This window comes from Phaeobacter sp. JH20_37, assembly GCF_048056015.1.
Classification (GTDB): Bacteria; Pseudomonadota; Alphaproteobacteria; order Rhodobacterales; family Rhodobacteraceae; genus Phaeobacter; species Phaeobacter bryozoorum.
Genome location: NZ_JAYMWW010000013.1, coordinates 972913 through 987285, shown reverse-complemented (window position 1 = coordinate 987285; position 14373 = coordinate 972913). Strand labels below are relative to the sequence as shown.

General features: G+C 64.2%; 12 protein-coding genes. 1 reads left to right on the top strand and 11 read right to left on the bottom strand.

The annotated features are described in order from the left end of the window. Nucleotides 1–174 precede the first annotated feature (174 nt). Nucleotides 175–1407, top strand: a complete 1233-nt coding sequence (locus VWZ87_RS09550; RefSeq protein ID WP_340544895.1) for a PAS domain-containing protein — start codon at nt 175–177, stop codon at nt 1405–1407. A gap of 306 nt (nt 1408–1713) precedes the next feature. On the opposite strand, the gene glpD is transcribed toward VWZ87_RS09550, so the two are convergent. The 11 genes from glpD to VWZ87_RS09495 form a co-directional block, all read right to left on the bottom strand. Beyond that, nucleotides 1714–3303 (bottom strand): glycerol-3-phosphate dehydrogenase, encoded by a 1590-nt coding sequence (gene glpD, locus VWZ87_RS09545; protein WP_416534772.1) that lies wholly within the window; start codon nt 3301–3303, stop codon nt 1714–1716. Next, nucleotides 3296–4081: a DeoR/GlpR family DNA-binding transcription regulator gene (locus tag VWZ87_RS09540; RefSeq protein WP_416534773.1), complete on the bottom strand. Its 786-nt coding sequence runs from the start codon at nt 4079–4081 to the stop codon at nt 3296–3298. Before VWZ87_RS09540 ends, glpD begins: the two co-directional genes overlap by 8 nt. 94 nt (nt 4082–4175) lie before the next feature. Beyond that, a complete protein-coding gene (locus VWZ87_RS09535; RefSeq protein ID WP_416534774.1) occupies nt 4176–5270 on the bottom strand; it encodes a DUF1513 domain-containing protein in 1095 nt (364 codons plus the stop codon). 3 nt (nt 5271–5273) lie between these two features. Next, nucleotides 5274–6293: an imelysin family protein gene (locus VWZ87_RS09530; protein WP_416534816.1), complete on the bottom strand. Its 1020-nt coding sequence runs from the start codon at nt 6291–6293 to the stop codon at nt 5274–5276. 110 nt (nt 6294–6403) lie between these two features. Next, nucleotides 6404–8035 carry a di-heme oxidoredictase family protein gene (locus VWZ87_RS09525; protein WP_416534775.1) on the bottom strand — a complete coding sequence of 544 codons (1632 nt, stop codon included), beginning with the start codon at nt 8033–8035 and terminating at the stop codon, nt 6404–6406. Between the two features lie 216 nt (nt 8036–8251). Next, nucleotides 8252–9520 carry an imelysin family protein gene (locus VWZ87_RS09520; RefSeq protein WP_416534776.1) on the bottom strand — a complete coding sequence of 423 codons (1269 nt, stop codon included), beginning with the start codon at nt 9518–9520 and terminating at the stop codon, nt 8252–8254. Between the two features lie 78 nt (nt 9521–9598). Beyond that, entirely contained in the window at nt 9599–10105 is a 507-nt protein-coding gene (locus tag VWZ87_RS09515; protein WP_416534777.1) for a hypothetical protein, read from the bottom strand. Next, nucleotides 10102–10269, bottom strand: coding sequence for a hemin uptake protein HemP (hemP, locus tag VWZ87_RS09510; protein ID WP_317961085.1), 168 nt, complete (start codon nt 10267–10269; stop codon nt 10102–10104). The genes VWZ87_RS09515 and hemP overlap by 4 nt, the downstream gene beginning before the upstream one ends. Nucleotides 10270–10696: 427 nt before the next feature. Beyond that, the gene (gene metG / locus VWZ87_RS09505) at nt 10697–12415 is read right to left on the bottom strand and encodes a methionine--tRNA ligase (RefSeq protein ID WP_416534778.1); all 1719 of its coding nucleotides are present in this window, start codon (nt 12413–12415) and stop codon (nt 10697–10699) included. A gap of 107 nt (nt 12416–12522) precedes the next feature. After that, nucleotides 12523–13746, bottom strand: coding sequence for an MFS transporter (locus VWZ87_RS09500; RefSeq protein ID WP_416534779.1), 1224 nt, complete (start codon nt 13744–13746; stop codon nt 12523–12525). Between the two features lie 162 nt (nt 13747–13908). Further along, a complete protein-coding gene (locus VWZ87_RS09495) occupies nt 13909–14310 on the bottom strand; it encodes a rhodanese-like domain-containing protein (RefSeq protein WP_340544910.1) in 402 nt (133 codons plus the stop codon). Nucleotides 14311–14373: the final 63 nt, after the last annotated feature.

Here is a 14373-nt window from a genome sequence, read left to right as displayed (position 1 = left end):
GTTGTTCGGATGCGGGGTCGGTGGCAGGCGGTGAAAGCGGACCCGCAGGGCGGGCTCCGGGCCGGGAGAGTCCGAATTCTTGAAATTTATCTCGATTTTCCACGGTGAATTTACGGCTGTGTAACGCACAAGGTTTAGGCAGGTCACCTACACAAGTAGCGATGGGAAATCACTTTGACGTTCATGGACAGCCGGATCGAAGCGCGCCCGCTCAGGGGAGAGGCTCCCTTTGCGCTCAATGAAGTATTCTACTCCAGAACGGATGGCCGTGGGGTTATTCAAATCGGAAACGAGATTTTCCGGCGGGTGTCAGACTACCCGTGGGGCGATCTGATCGGAGCGCCACATAAGATCATCCGCCACGAGGATATGCCGCGCGGGGTGTTCCAGCTGTTCTGGGAGACCATCCAGGCCGGCGATTTCTTTGGCGGCTACATAAAGAACAAGTCCCGCGATGGGCTGCACTACTGGGTTTATGCAGTTGTTGTCCCCTGCGAAGAGGGGTTTCTTTCGGCGCGGATCAAACCGACCAGCAAACTGTTTGATAAGATTGCACAAGGCTATGCGGATCTGCTGAAAGCCGAGCAGGACGGCGGGCTCAGCCCTGAGGAAAGCCGTGACAGGCTGCTGGACTGGTGTCGTGAACTGGGTTTTGAGAACTACCAGCAGTTTGCCGCCAACGCGCTGGCAGATGAGCTGGCGGCCCGCGATCAGGGGATGGAAAATGCGCCTGATCTGGCGATTGAACGCCTGCGGACCATGCTCGCAAACTCGGATGTTCTTGCAGAAGAAACCCGTGGTCTGATCGACGATTTTGCGGCGATGCGCACCATTCCCCACAACCTGCGGGTCCTTGCGTCGCGGATTGAACCGTCGGGCGGCCCGGTGACCGTGCTGTCACAGAACTACGGGTCCATCTCGCAGGAGATGTCGAACTGGTTCGCCACCCATGTTATGGGCAAGGACAGCAATTTTTCAAAGATCAAGGGGCAGGTCAGCCAGAGCCTGTTCGTGGCAGGCGTCGTACGTATTTTCAGTGAATGCAGCAAGCAGCTTCAAAGCGAAAATCATGCAGTGCTGGGTGAGGAGGGCCGGGCGCATGAGCAATCGCTGCTGCGGGCGCTAGCCATGGTACAGGAAGAACATGCTCGCACACAGCTGTCGGATGTGAACCGCGAGGCGGAGCGGATCACCAAGATCTGCGAAAACATGCAGCGCCAGCTGCTGGGGCTGAGCTCGACGCGGGTGCTGTGCAAAATCGAAAGCGCGCGGCTTCCCGAGGATGGTCATTCTCTGTCTGACATCATCGACCAGCTGGGACGCTTCCAGCAGCGTATCTCGCAGCGGCTTCAGCACATCAGCAAGCTGTGCTCCAACGATCCGTCGCCCGCAGATCAGACCGCATGAGGCGCGAGAGATCCTTGGGTCGTGCCGGGACATAGCACCGGCAGGCCGCGCCGGACGAAGGCCGCTGCGGATTGTTGATCGAAGGAATATGGCAACGCTTGCTCACCCCGGGCATTGCCGCTCTTGCTGCCAACAATGTCAGCCCCTCTGACCAAATGTTTCGCGTGCGAAACAATCGGACAGGGGGGCTGATACTTTTTGTAGGCGTTGCGCAGGCTGCGGGCGCATAGGGCTGGGATGTGTTGCCGCAGGGTTAAGCCGCGCAGGCTGAAACGAGCTGAGGCGCGCCTGCTCTGCAACTGGCCCTCAGGCGGTCAGATCGGCGGCCCTTGCACGGATATAGCCGTCAACCGCGGCGCGCTCTTCCTCGGTCAGGCGCAGGGCGAGTTTGGTGCGGCGCAGGAGGTAATCCTCGCCGGTGCGGACCCATTCGCGGGCGATGGTCCAGTCGAGTTCACGCGCGGTGATGGTGGCGCCAAAAGCCTGGCCAAGATCCTCGGCTGAGGTTGCCTCGCCCAATACGTCCCAGGCCTCGGTGCCATAGGCGCGGATCAGGCGGCGGGTCGCGTAGGGGCTGAGGAAGGGATAGTCCTGCGCCAGTTTCGCGGTGAGTTTCGCCACATCGCCGACCGGGAAATCGCCGCCGGGCAGGGCGACACCTGCGGTCCAGTCGCGGGGGAGGTCGGGGAACTGGGTGCCGATTTTCTCCAGCGCGGCCTCGGCCAGTTTGCGGTAGGTGGTGATCTTGCCGCCAAAGACATTCAGCAGCGGCGCGGCAGTGTTGTCCAGCGTCAGCACGTATTCGCGCGTGGCAGCGGTGGCCGAGCTGGCACCATCGTCATAAAGCGGACGCACGCCGGAATAGGTCCAGACGATATCGTCACGGCTGAGCGGATTGGCGAAATACTGCGAGGCGAAATTGATCAGGTAATCCTGTTCCTCGGGCGTGCAGGTCGGGGCGGTTTCGGGATCCGGGTGGTCGGCATCGGTGGTGCCGATCAGCGTGTAGTCCTCTTCGTAGGGGATCGCGAAGATAATGCGGCCATCGGTGCCCTGAAAGAAATAGCAGCGCCCGTGATCGTAGAGTTTCGGGACCACGATATGGCTGCCGCGCACCAGCCGTACGCTTTCGCGGCTGTTCTGGCCCAGTTTCTGGCGCAGCACATCGGCAACCCATGGGCCGCCGGCATTGACCAGCATCTTTGCGCGCCGTTCGAAGGTCTCGCCGGTGGCGATATCCTGAAGCTGGATCACCCAGTGGTCATCGCGACGCCGGGCGCCGGTGACCTTGGTGCGGGTCATGATCTCGGCGCCGCGGGCCTCGGCGTCGCGGGCATTCAGCACCACGAGACGGGCGTCTTCAATCCAGCAGTCGGAATATTCAAAGGCGGTCTTGAACTTCGGGTCCAGCGGGCGGCCTGCGGGGTCGCTGGCGAGATCCAGTTTGGAGGTGCCGGGCAGGATGCCGCGTTTGCCGAGGCTGTCGTACATGAACAGGCCAAGGCGGATCAGCCAGGCGGGGCGGCGGCCCTTCATCCACGGCAGAAAGGTGGTCAGCAGTTTCGACGTCGGTGTGGTGTTGTCAAAGCGCATGTCCTTGTGGAACGGCAGCACAAAACGCATCGGCCAGGAGATATGCGGCATTGCCTTCAGCAGCACCTCGCGTTCGATCAGCGCCTCGCGGACCAGACGGAATTCGAAGTATTCAAGGTAGCGCAGGCCGCCGTGGAACAGTTTGGTGGAGGCCGAGGAGGTGGCGGAGGCGAGGTCGTTCATTTCGGCCAGCGCCACGGACAGGCCGCGCCCTGCGGCGTCGCGGGCGATGCCGCAGCCGTTGATGCCGCCGCCGATGATGAAAAGATCGGTGATCTGGTCTTGCGCGTGAGTATCAGGCATTTTCGCTACTTTCGTTTTCGCCAACCCAGAGGATTTGCGTGTCCGCAGCCTCGGCTGCGCGGGAGAATTCAGGGGGGACGGGGCGGTCGGTGATCACCACGTCAAGATCGGCAACATCGCAGATGCGGACCGGGGCGGTGCGCTCGAACTTGCTGCCGTCGCAGACCAACACCCGTTTGCGGGCGTTCTTCAGGATGGCGCGGGCAACCGAGACTTCGCGTGCATCATGGTCGAGAATGGCACCGTCGGCGTCCATGGCCGAAGCGCCGATAACGGCGATATCGACCTTGTAGCGGGCGATGAACTCCAGCGCGTCCTCGCCCACGATAGCGCCATCGCTTTGCCGGATGGCACCGCCGACAAGTATCAGTTCCTTACTCTCGTCCTCCATCATCATATTGATAATGTTGATATTGTTGGAGAGAACCGTGAGGCCGCGATGGCCGGAGAGGGCGCGCGCGACCTGTTCGGTGGAGGTGCCGATATTGAGGGTGATGGCGCAATTGTCAGGGATCAGATCAGCGGCAAGGGCCGCCATGGCGCGTTTGCCGCGGGCGTTCAGCTTGCGCCGTTCGGCGTAGTCGCGGCTGGCGCCACTGCTGCTGCGCACCGCGCCGCCGTGCACGCGGGAGAGTGCGCCACGGGCGGCCAGATCGCGCAGGTCGGTGCGGATGGTTTGTAATGAGACGCCAAAGCGCTGGGCGAGGTCCTCGACCTCGACCCGGTCCTGCCGGGTCAGCAGGTCCAGAATTGCCGTTTGTCTTTCGGTTGCGTCCATAGCCCGTCCTCTCGCAGGCTTATCTAGGCCTCCGATTGCGAAAAGTCACGAGTTATTTTCGTTTTGCTTTCGTTTTGCTTTCTGCTGGGGCGCGTCAGGGGATTGGAACCAGATGATTGTCCCAGGCGAGATCGGCCCGGCCCAGATGGGTCAGCGTGCCGTCGCGGATCGTGCTGACCTCACCGGCGCCGGTGGTCACGATAAAGCCCGCGCCCGCGCCAGTGAGTCCGCAGACGTCGGCCAGCCGGACCTCATGCCGCAGCGCGCCGCTGACGCAGTCGGCGATCTGCACCACGCCGCCGCGTGGCGAGGTGACGGCGATCTGTGTTCCATCGCGGGAAAAGGCGAGGGAGCCGCCATAGCCATCAAGATTGCGCAGGCGGGGGTCATCCTCGGCCATCAGGCGGGGGGCGGAGCCGGGATTGTGCAGGCCGATGATTGGCAGATCGGCGCCCGCATCGCCCTGCCACTGCATCGCAAAGCCGACGGTGCCGGAGGCGCTGATGGCAAGGTGGCGGATCGAGTTCAGGCGCATGTCCGCGTTCAGGATCAGCTGATCGTCCAGGGTGCCATCAAGGCTGAGGTAGCTGAGGTTGGGCTGCATGGTGGCGAGGTTCAGCTTTGCGCGGCCGCTGTCGGGGTGGGTCTGGATGCCGCCGTTGGCCACCACCAGATTGTGCTGGCCGTCAGGGCTGGTGCGCAGGCGGATATCATGCGGTCCGATCCCGCCGGAGGCATGATCGCCAATGCGGCGGTAGCCCGCGCTGGCGTCCCAGATCCCGATGCGACCATCGCCACTTTCATAGGCGTTTTCGGTGGTGAACAGATAGGCGCCGTCCGGTGAGAAGACGCCGTGGCCGTAGAAATGATGCCCGGTCGGTGGCGTCAGCCGCGCCAGCGCCGCGCCGTTGCGGCAGTCGATCACATCTGCGAACTGGCCGGGGCGGCGGGCAAAGGCGACGGCTTCGGGGCGGCTGGGGTGTGCGGCTGCGGCATGGCCACGGGCGGGCAGGACGTGGCGGAACAGGATGGCGCCGCCGCGGTCCAGACCGGCGAGGAGGAAGCTGCCATCGGGGGTTTTACCGGCGGCGAGATAGGCCGGGTGGCCAAGGTCGGCCCAGCTGGCCTGCGGGGCCATGCCTGCGGCGAGTAGACCGGCGAGAAAGCCGCGACGGGAGGGACCTGCCATGGATCAATCCCCGTCGAGCGAGTTGAACCCGGCGGTGACGCCAAGGGCCGCGCCCAGCCGGGTGGAGATCAGGTCGCGCAGGTCGTTGATATCCTGCTGTAGGGCTTCGATGCGAAAGCGGCGGGCCGGATCGGCAACCCCGGCCAGGGACGGATCGTCCAGCGCCGAGGCGCGTTTCAGCGCCTTGGCAAAGCCTGCGTCGATATCCTGCATCAGCGCGGGGTCGCCCGCCGCAAGGGCAAGGGCAAGCGGTTCCATCGCGGCGAGGTTCAGCGCGATATGGCGCTGGCTGCGGGCGGAGCGGCGGGCCTCGGCGCGGTTGGGGCGGGGGGCGTCGAACTGACCCAGCGGACGGCCCAGCCGCATGTCGGAGAGCACCTGAAACCCGGTGGTGAGGGTTTTGAACAGCTCCTGCCGGATTTCCGCCTGGGACCGGTAGCGATAGCCCGGCCCGGCGGTCACCAGCGTTGCGGCATAGCTGTTGTGCCAGTCGTTGCGGATCGCGGCACTGGTGCGGGCGATATCGCTGGTGATGGCGGCCACCAACGCGCAGCGTTGTGCGGCGCTGCCTTCGGTCTGCATGTCCGCATCGAACAGCAGATATTCCAGCGCATAGAACCCGCGCAGGGCCACCGATTGGCTGGCAAAGATCTCGGGGGTGGTCAGCTCTTCGCGCGGGGTTTCGGTGACGGCGCGGCGCAGGGTGCCGGGGATCTTGTTGCGGCTGTCGGGCCAGAAGGCGAGGGCAAAGGCACGATTGTCGGTTTCGGTGGGACCAAAGCGCAGATGGCTGACTTTGATCCAGGCATCAAAGGCACGGCCAAAGGCATCGCGCAGGGCCGGATCATCCGGGGTGCAGTGGCGGGCGCCGACCTCGGCCAGGGTGGTGCTATGGGCGGCCAGCTCGTCAAAGCCGGGGAGGATGTGGTGGGTCAGGATCCAGTCCACCTGAAGCGCGCGGCTGAGCGACGCGGGCGGCAGCTCCGGCGCGGTGATCTGAAGCGGCGCCGCGGTCTGGGCCATCAGCGGCGGCGCGGGGAGGGTTGCGCCAAGGGTTGCGGCCAGAGCGAGACCGGTGAGGAGCGCGCGGCAGCGGCGCGATGGCGCGGGGGTGGCGTTGGGGGATGCGGGCATCAGAGCGACTCCAGAAAGCGGATCAGATCGGCGCGGTCTTCGGGCGCAAGGCCCACCACGGTGTCTCGGGCGGATTGGGCTTCGCCGCCATGCCAGAGGATTGCCTCCAGCAGGGTGCGGGCGCGACCATCATGCAGGAAACCTGCGCGGGGATTGACCTGCTGCACCAGCCCCACCCCCCAGAGCGGCGCGGTGCGCCATTCGCGCCCGGTGGCGCGGGCTTCGGGGCGGTGGTCAGCAAGGCCCTCGCCCATGTCATGCAGCAAGAGGTCGCTATAGGGCCAGATCAGCTGGAAGCTCTGCGCGGGTTGCGCCTCCAGCCGGTTGGTGACGAATTTCGGTGTATGGCAGCTGGTGCAGCCTGCGCTGTAGAATTGCGCCTTGCCGCGCAGGATGGCGGGGTCGTCCGGGGTGCGACGGGCAGGCACGCCGAGGTTTCGGCTGTAGAAGGTGACCAGATCCATATTGGGCTGGTCGATCTCGGTCTCGCGGATGTCCGCGCCGCCATGGGGCGCGCTGCGGCAGCTGGTCTGCGCGGTGGTGCAATCGCCTGCATGGGCCGGAAACAGCGGCGTGGAGATGCCGATATCGCCGGAGAAAGCGGCGGCGGATTGTTCATGCACCGTGGGCTGCCCGGCCTTGTAGCCAAAGCGGCCGAGCATGATCCGGTTGTGCTCTACCGACCAGACCAGATTGGCGCGCCCGGAGATGCCGTCGCCGTTGCTGTCATCCTCGTCGGCGCCCGCCAGAATGTCGGCGGCCGGGATCGCCTCCAGCAGGCCGAGGCCGATCATGCTGGGGGCGACGCGGGGGGAGAGCATGGCATCGGGGTGCAGCGGGCCATAGCCGAGGGTATTGGCGCTGTACTCGGGGCGTTGCAGGGTGGCGGTCTCGCCGCCTGCAAGCGCGATGGTGTCTTCGGTGTAGGTGACGCCGAGGCGGTATTCCGGGGCGATGCCGGGGGCGGAGAAATCCTGCATCTGGCCGCCATAGGTCGGCTCTGGCGCGGTGCCGATATAGTCGGCGATGGTTTGCATCTGCTCTGGCACCGGGCCGGGAACAGAGACGCGCAGGAACATCGTGGTCGAGGCATAGTCCGGCCTATCCGGCACATGGCCGCGTCCGTCCTTCAGGTGGCAGCGCTGGCAGGCGCGGGAATTGTAGAGCGGGCCCAGCCCGTCGGAGGCCAGGGTGGAGGCGGGGGAGAAGACCCAGATTTTCTTGAACAGCCCGTTGCCGAGCTTGAATTCCAGCTCTTCCTCGAAGCTGAGATTGGCGCTGTGCTGCGAAAACGCCTCGTCATCGGTGCGGGCGCGGACGGTGGCGGCCCCTGCGGGCAGGGCCTCATAGGGTTCGGTCTGGTCGAACTGATCTGCCGGGCGGGTGACGGCGCGGATGCGGGTCTGTTCCTGCGCGGTGCGGGGAAGGGTGGCGAGATGCGCGTCAGTCAGAATGTCAAAGGGGGAGGATTGGCGCGCCGTGGTATTGGCAACATCCCCGGTGAGGGTCTTTAGCGGGGTGGCCTGCGGATTTGCCGAGGCGGGCGCAAGCGGCGCGGCCAGTGCGATCAGGCTGAGCCCCACCACGAGGGAGGGCAGGTGCGGACGGCAGGGCGGCGGGACAACTCGCATACGGGCAGGACAACTTTTCTTGGGCGGGCGCTGTGCCTCCTTTCCATGGATAGGGGGAACCGCAGCTGGCATCAACTCTTGCCGGGGCACTAAAGTGCCCCGGTGGGCCGGGGCGGGTCCGGGGGGCAGCGGACTGGCGGGCCGACCCCCGGATAGAGGGGCCACGCGATGCGCGGCCCCTGCCTGATCAGTGCTGCTGGCGCAGTGTTTGCGGGGTTACTGGAAAACCGCCGATGGGTTGTCGAGCGAGTCGGAGCCTTCGATGGCGACGCCGTCGAGGTCCAGCGCGGTGACCACCCGTTCGATGGAGCGGGTCTGATCGACCAGACCGTTGACGCCGCCCATGATCAGCGCCTCGCCGGCCTCATTGCCCTGTTCCAGCATCTGGTCGTAGGAGAAACCAGCCTCGGCTGCGGTTTTGATCTGACCCAGCGCACGCATGGTGGTCGCAAGCTTGCCGCGCATTTCAGCGTCCAGCTCCGGGTCGATATCCTGCACCAGATCGGAGAGCGAGGCGCCGGAGACCAGGCTGCCATCGGCGCGGATATATTCGCCGAGATAGACATTCTGCACGCCCAGACCGTCGTAGTAGTGGCTGTTGTGGGTATTGTCGGAGAAGCAGTCATGCTCTTCCTCGGGGTCGTTCAGCATCAGGCCAAGGCGCATACGTTCGCCTGCGGTCTCGCCGTAGGAGAGTGAGCCCATGCCGGTCAGCATGGCGGTGATGCCTGCGTTTTCGTCCGACAGAAGCGTGGTTCTGGCCTCGCCTTCGGTGCTCCACTGTGCGGCCATCCATTGCAGGTCGGAGATCAGCAGATCGGTCGCCGCCTTCAGGTAGTCACCCCGGCGGTCGCAGTTGCCGTTGGTGCAGTCCTCGCCTGCGGCGAAATCGGTCCAGGCGCGGGTGCCTGCGCCATGGTCGGTGCCGTTCAAGTCCTGCCCCCAGAGCAGGAATTCGATCGCGTGATAGCCGGTGGCGACATTGGCCTCGACGCCGTCGGCCTCATGCAGGGTGGTTTCCAGCAGTTCGGGGGTGATGGTGCTGGCGTCGATGGTGGTGCCGGACAGCTCAAAGCTGGGATTGGCGATGATGTTCAGCGCGGCGAGGGTGTTTTCATCGGTCGGACCGCCATAGCTGGCATCGACATAATCAATCAGGCCTTCATCCAGCGGCCAGGCGTTCACCTTGCCTTCCCAGTCGTCAACGATGGCATTGCCAAAGCGGAATACCTCGGACTGCTGATACGGCACGCGGGCGGCGAGCCAGGCTTTGCGGGCGGCTTCCAGCGCCTCGGCGGAGGGTTCAGCGATCAGGCTGTCCACGGCTGTTTGCAGGGTTTTGGCGGTTTCAAGGCTGTCCTGGTATTTGGCCTGGGCAATATTTGCGTAGGTGGTCAGCACCTCAGCCTTGTCGGCCGCAAAAGCGGGAGCCGCAACTGTGGCGAGCGCTGCAACAGCGGTGCCTGCGAGGAAATGCGATGTCATCTGGTTGGTCCTTAGGTGGTCGTCGAAACGGGTAAAGTGGAACGGGTTAAGCGACGGGTGCCGGTCGGCGCCGGACCGTCAGTGAAGAGTTGCCGACAGCGGGGTGAGCGGTGCCGGATGCGCGGAGGGGCGGGCCTGCCGATCCGCGAGCTGGTCGAGTACCAGGCCGATCTTGGCAGCGAGAACGGTGGCGCGCTGCGCCTGTCGGGGCTGCACGATCAGCGCGGCAAAGAGATTGGCATCCTCATATTCGCCACGCGCGGCAGCGGCGACCAGATTGGCAAAGCAGTTTTCGTCAGCGCCAAGGCAGGTGCAGGTCATCCCGTGGCGCACCAGCGGGCGGCGGCCTTCGGTCACGCAGAAGTTGCAGAGGCGGCCAAAATTCTCATAGGTCTGACGGCCAAGAACCGGGCCAAGCAGGTCTTGCAGCTGGTGGCGCAGCGCGATGCGGGTTTCGGCCCCGCTGAACCAGTGGCGCAGATGGCGCACGACCATGGCTTCCAGGGCGGGCAAGTCGGTCAGCAGACCAACAGTGGCCCCGCCCCGTGAGACCGCAGATGCGGCTGTTGCAGTATTGGAAATCATTTTGTCAGGATCAGCTTTCCGGCGCGGGTGATCCGCAGGCTGTAGATCTGGCCGTTGAGCAGAATGCGGGCCTGGTTCCCGCCACGGGCCAGTTCCTCGGCGTGGTAGGTTGGGAAGACTTCGGTGGCCGCAGTTGTCGTGGTGGTGGCGTGGTCAAAATTCATCTGGTTCATCAGGGTCACCCGTTTCTGTTTTCCGACCGATCCAGATACCACTCCAGGCAAAACCCCTGATCGCCGCGCGGCAGCCCGTAGGCGTTCAGGCTGTGCGGTATGCTCCGACCCTCGGCGGGGCGGTGGCGCAGGGAAAAGAATTGCAGAAGAAACGACACTGGACGATCTCGGTTGAATTGCTATCAGTCGGGCTGGCTGCACAATCACAGGTTGGCTGAACTGCGCTAAACCTGACTGATTTAATCGGAATCGTCAACCTGACTTTTTTAGTCAGATTAAGGTTTTTTGCGCGCCTTGATATTTTGTCAGCGCGCAGGTGTGGGTGGTGGCGGTGCTGGGCGGAATGGCCCGCATCTGACGAAAAAGGCCGCTCCCGGTGGAGCGGCCTTGGTCTTTGTCACGGGGCGCGGCCCTGAGATCAGTTGCGGGTGCCGGAGAAGCGCTCCTGCCAGTCCTCGCGCTGTTCGTCGGTGATCTTGGCAAAGAGCACCTCCGGCACGGTGAAGGCATGACCTGCGGGCAGCGCGCTGAGTGCGGCGGCCACATCGTCGGGCCAGCTGCGATCCTCGGTCTGAAGGGCGGCCAGCAGACGCTCGGTCGCGTCGGGGATGAAGGGGGCGGACAGCACCGCATAGAGCCGGATCAGGTTCAGCCCCAGACGCACCTGAGCGGCGGCCTGATCGGGGTCGGTTTTGAAGACGGACCAGGGGGCTACGGATTGCAAGTATTCATTGCCTGCGACCCAGATGGCCCGCAGCTCCTGCGCGGATTTGCGCACATCCATGGCGGCCATATGGCCCTCATAGGCGGTGACGCGGGTGCTGATCTCATCAATCAGCGCCTGTTCGGCCTCGCCGTAGTCATTGCCTGCGGGGACCGCCTCGCCGTATTTGGAGCGGCAGAATTTTGTGATGCGGCTGACAAAGTTGCCCAGCACGTCGGCCAGATCCTTGTTCACTGATTGCTGGAAATTCTCCCAGGTGAATTCGGAATCACTGCTTTCCGGCGCATGGCTCAGCAGCCACCAGCGCCAGTAATCGGCGGGCAGGATGTCCAGCGCCTGATCCATGAACACACCGCGCCCCTGCGAGGTGGAGAACTGGCCGCCGTCATAGTTCAGGTAGTTGAAGGATTTGAGGTGGTCGACCATCTTCCACGGCTCACCCGAGCCAAGGATGGTGGCCGGGAAGGAGAGGGTGTGGAAGGGGACGTTGTCCTTGCCCATGAACTGGACGTATTTCACATCCTCAGCGCCCTTGTCGGTGCGCCACCAGCGTTCCCAATCGGCGTCGGTCTTGCCGTTGGCGTCGGCCCATTCCTTGGCGCAGGCGATGTATTCGATGGGGGCATCGAACCAGACGTAGAACACCTTGCCCTCCATGCCGGGCCAATCTTCATCGCCTTTCTTGACCGGGACACCCCAGTCGAGATCGCGGGTAATGCCGCGGTCCTGAAGGCCGTCGCCGTCATGCAGCCATTTCTTGGCAATCGAGGTGGTGAGGACCGGCCAGTCCTTCTTGGAGTCGATCCAGGCATCCAGCTGGTCCTTCAGCTGCGACTGGCAGAGGTACAGGTGCTTGGTCTCGCGCACTTCCAGATCGGTGGAGCCGGAGATCGCGGAGCGCGGGTCGATCAGATCGGTCGGGTCCAGCTGCTTGGTGCATTCCTCGCATTGGTCGCCGCGCGCCTTCTCATGGCCGCAGTTGGGGCAGGTGCCTTCGATATAGCGGTCGGGCAGGAAGCGGCCGTCGGCGTGGGAATAGACCTGTTTTTCGGTCACTTCTCGGATCAGACCCTGTTCGGCCAGCTTGCCTGCGAAATGCTGGGTCAGCGCATGGTTCTGCGCGCTGGAGGAACGGCCGAAGTGGTCAAAGCTGAGGCCAAACCCCTTGGCAATACCGGCCTGGACCTCGTGCATTTCGGCACAGTATTCCGCCACCGGCTTGCCTGCCTTGGCGGCGGCCAGTTCGGCGGGGGTGCCGTGTTCGTCGGTGGCGCAGAGGAACATCACCTCATGGCCGCGCGCCCGCTGGTAGCGGGCATAGAGATCTGCGGGCAGCTGACTGCCGACCAGATTGCCCAGATGCTTGATCCCGTTGATATAGGGGATCGCCGAGGTAATGAGAAAGCGCGCCATATCATCCATCCAACTAAAGCTCTGCTGGCCCGTCTAGCGCATGGCGCTGCCGCCGAAAACCCCGTGGTGCGCTTTGCCGCCATTTTCCCGTATCGGGTCGCGGCGGGCTAGCGGCGCTCGCGGGAGCGTTTCAGCAGGCGGCCAATGGTGAAGGAGGTACGCGGCGCATAGACATAGCGTGTGCGATCCTCGGGGGCGGGGCGGGCGCGCATCCGCAGCAGGCCAAAGACGATCAGCCCAAGGTGGCCCACGGCGACAAAGGCAAACAACGCGCCGGGACCGTAGTTTTCGATCAGCGCCGAGGTGATCAGCGGCGAGGCGATGGCACCAAGGGCGTAGAAGAACATCAGCGCGGCGGAGAGTTCGACGCGCTGCTGCGAGGTGGCAAAGTCGTTAGCGTGTGCGGCCGAGACCGAGAAGATCGGCATGGTGGTAAAACCGAAGAAGGCGGCAGAGGCCATCACCGCCAATGTGCCCATGCCGCTGGCCGCCATGGTGACGCCACAGGACAGGATCGCCACCACCGACAGCCAGATCAGAACCCAGCGGCGGTCGTATTTGTCGGCCAGCCAGCCGAGCGGATATTGCGCCAGCGCGCCGCCCAGGACAAAGGTGGCGAGGAAGAAGGCGATCTGGCCGACCTCCAGACCGACCTCCTGACCGTAGATCGGCCCCACCATACGGAAGGAGGCTGAACTGAGCGCGGCGACGATCACCCCCGCGACGGCGAGTGGCGAGCAGGCCCAGGCCAGTTTCGGGCGCAGGCGCGGGGCGTCGGGGATCTCCGGCTGGCTCGCCTTGGTCATGGTGAGCGGCAGCAGCGCGGCACAGCAGAGGATGGCCAGCAGGTTGTAGGACACGTAGGAGGCTGGCGGCAGCACCGCGATCAGCAGCTGTGCCGCGAGCGAGGCGGAGAGATCCGCGATCCGGTAGGTGCCCATGGCGCGGCCACGGCTTTCATTGGTGACCTTGGCGTTCAGCCAGGCTTCGATCACCGTGTAGCAGCCCGCAACGCAGAGGCCGGAGGCCATGCGCATCACGGCCCAGGCCATTGGATCCTCGGTCAGGGTGTGGCCGATCAGCCCCATGGCGCCGAGCGCGGTACAGACGGCAAAGGCGCGGCTGTGGCCGACATTGCCCATCAGGCGCGGCACCCACCAGCAGCCGACAAAAAAGCCAAGGAAATGCGCCGAGCCGAGAAAGCCGATCTGCTCCTTGTCAAAGCCAAGCGTCAGGCCAGAGATCGCGTCCAGCGGGCCAACGCCGCCGGTCGACAGTTGCAACAGGATCACCGAAAGAAACAGCGCCGCAAAGGAAACCATCATCCGCATAATGGCCAGTCATGACCGCTGCGCCGCGGGATTGCACGGGTGTTTCCGACATTTGCCGGTCAGGAATGTCGTATTGTGCAGCGGCGCGGCAGATTTGCCGCGCAGGCCTGTCAGGCGCGGGTTATTCCGGTGCAGGTCATTCCGGCGCAGGTGGGGTGCGGGTCAGTCGTCGCGCTGGGCGATTTCGCCGCCGGCCTTGCTCCATGCGGTAAAACCGCCCTCAAGGTGCATCACCGGTCCGAGCCCCATCTCCATCGCCGCCTTGGCGGCCAGCGCGGAGCGCCAGGCGCTGGCACAGTAGAAGACATAGGTCTTGTCCTGATTGAACACCGGTTTGTGGTAGGGGCTGTCCGGGTCGATCCAGAATTCCAGCATCCCGCGCGGGCAGGAAAAGGCGCCTGGAATCATGCCGCTGGCCTGCAATTCGCGGATATCGCGCAGGTCGATGAAGGCATAGGCGTCATCATGGATGGCCTCTTTTGCGGTCTCCACGGACAGGGTGTCCACGACGGCGTTGGCCTCGTCAAGGAGCGCCTTGACGCCTTTTGTGATGGTTTGCGGCATGCTGTGCTCCCTCTGGCTGTCAGAGGCACAGGCTGCCGGGTTTTGCGCGGGGTGACAAGCACC

Coding starts and splice junctions, on each gene's coding strand:
- VWZ87_RS09525 (WP_416534775.1), bottom strand. CDS start 8,035: ATGCGAGTTGTCCCGCCGCCCTGCCGTCCGCACCTGCCCTCCCTCGTG.
- VWZ87_RS09500 (WP_416534779.1), bottom strand. CDS start 13,746: ATGCGGATGATGGTTTCCTTTGCGGCGCTGTTTCTTTCGGTGATCCTG.
- VWZ87_RS09515 (WP_416534777.1), bottom strand. CDS start 10,105: ATGATTTCCAATACTGCAACAGCCGCATCTGCGGTCTCACGGGGCGGG.
- VWZ87_RS09520 (WP_416534776.1), bottom strand. CDS start 9,520: ATGACATCGCATTTCCTCGCAGGCACCGCTGTTGCAGCGCTCGCCACA.
- VWZ87_RS09495 (WP_340544910.1), bottom strand. CDS start 14,310: ATGCCGCAAACCATCACAAAAGGCGTCAAGGCGCTCCTTGACGAGGCC.
- glpD (WP_416534772.1), bottom strand. CDS start 3,303: ATGCCTGATACTCACGCGCAAGACCAGATCACCGATCTTTTCATCATC.
- VWZ87_RS09540 (WP_416534773.1), bottom strand. CDS start 4,081: ATGGACGCAACCGAAAGACAAACGGCAATTCTGGACCTGCTGACCCGG.
- VWZ87_RS09530 (WP_416534816.1), bottom strand. CDS start 6,293: ATGGCCCAGACCGCGGCGCCGCTTCAGATCACCGCGCCGGAGCTGCCG.
- hemP (WP_317961085.1), bottom strand. CDS start 10,269: ATGAATTTTGACCACGCCACCACCACGACAACTGCGGCCACCGAAGTC.
- metG (WP_416534778.1), bottom strand. CDS start 12,415: ATGGCGCGCTTTCTCATTACCTCGGCGATCCCCTATATCAACGGGATC.
- VWZ87_RS09535 (WP_416534774.1), bottom strand. CDS start 5,270: ATGGCAGGTCCCTCCCGTCGCGGCTTTCTCGCCGGTCTACTCGCCGCA.